Below are 1,131 nucleotides of genomic sequence, written 5' to 3'. Positions count from 1 at the left end.
CGCGGCCAACGCTTCGCACGCCTGCCCGCAGGCCGCGCAATCCTGCTCAACGACAACGACGAACCCACCTACCTACAACTCGTCAACCCCACGTTCACCGAAAGCCTCACCAACTGACACGAAAGTGCGGAAGGAGTAACTGTCATGACGCTCAACGTGGTTCCCGAAGGTCTCGCCGCCGCCAGCGCAGCGGTCGAAGCGCTGACCGCCCGACTGGCGGCCGCGCAGGCCAGCGCCGCCCCGCTGATCACCGCGGTGGTGCCGCCGGCGGCCGACCCGGTCTCGCTGCAGACCGCCGCCGGTTTCAGCGCCCAAGGCAGCGAGCACGCCGCAGTGGCCGCTCAGGGGGCCGCCGAATTGGGCCGTGCCGGTATCGGTGTCGGTGAGTCCGGTGTCAACTACGCCGCCGGTGATGCCGCGGGCGCGTCGACGTACTTCTTGGGCACGCGGGGCTGATGGCCCTCGCCCCGGTCTGGATGGCCTCCCCGCCGGAGGTGCATTCAGCATTGCTGAGCAGCGGCCCCGGTGCGGGTCCGCTGTTGGCGGCTGCCGGGGTGTGGAATGCGCTCAGCGTCGAATACGCTTCGGCGGCAGACGAACTGACCGCGCTGCTGGGTGCGGTGCAGGCCGGTTCCTGGCAAGGCCCCAGTGCTGAGCAGTACCTGGCGGCGCACGTGCCCTATCTGGCCTGGCTGACTCAGGCCAGCGCAGACAGCGCCGGGGTGGCTGCCCAGCACGAGGTGGCCGCAGCGGCCTACACCGGTGCGCTGGCCTCGATGCCGACCCTGGCCGAGCTGTCAGCCAACCGCGTGACGCACGGGGTGCTGGTCGCCACCAACTTCTTCGGGATCAACACCATCCCGATCGCACTCAACGAAGCCGACTACGCCCGGATGTGGATCCAGGCGGCGGCCACGATGGGCACCTACCATGCGGTCTCCGGTGCGGCACTGGCCTCGGCGCCGCGGCCGGTGCAGGCGCCGCCGGTGCTGAAAGCGGACTCCGCCGCGCCCGCGGCGGACTCCCCGGCCGCCGGCGGGGATTTCTTCACCGAGCTGTGGAACCAGCTGGTTCGGTTGTTCGAGGATCCGATCGCCACGATTCAGGCCATCATCGCCAACCCGGCGGCCT

3 protein-coding genes are annotated in these 1,131 nt (G+C 70.0%); all 3 read left to right on the top strand.

Features of this window, described 5'->3' with window-relative positions:
* On the top strand, nt 1–117 hold a 117-nt coding region (locus LI92_RS24680), incomplete at its 5' end, for a hypothetical protein (RefSeq protein WP_502691492.1).
* 27 nt (nt 118–144) lie between these two features.
* Nucleotides 145–456 carry a PE family protein gene (locus LI92_RS21285; RefSeq protein WP_046322510.1) on the top strand — a complete coding sequence of 104 codons (312 nt, stop codon included), beginning with the start codon at nt 145–147 and terminating at the stop codon, nt 454–456.
* On the top strand, nt 456–1,131 hold a 676-nt coding region (locus tag LI92_RS21280), incomplete at its 3' end, for a PPE family protein (protein WP_286135223.1). The genes LI92_RS21285 and LI92_RS21280, both read left to right, overlap by 1 nt.

This window comes from Mycobacterium sp. UM_Kg1 (assembly GCF_000972925.1).
GTDB classification, from domain to species: domain Bacteria; phylum Actinomycetota; class Actinomycetes; order Mycobacteriales; family Mycobacteriaceae; genus Mycobacterium; species Mycobacterium hiberniae.
Note: the sequence above shows the minus strand (reverse complement) of the source record. Positions and strands in the feature narration are given on the sequence as shown.

Excerpts from the sequence above, each read along its gene's own strand:
- LI92_RS21285 (WP_046322510.1), top strand. The coding sequence starts at position 145 with ATGACGCTCAACGTGGTTCCCGAAGGTCTCGCCGCCGCCAGCGCAGCG.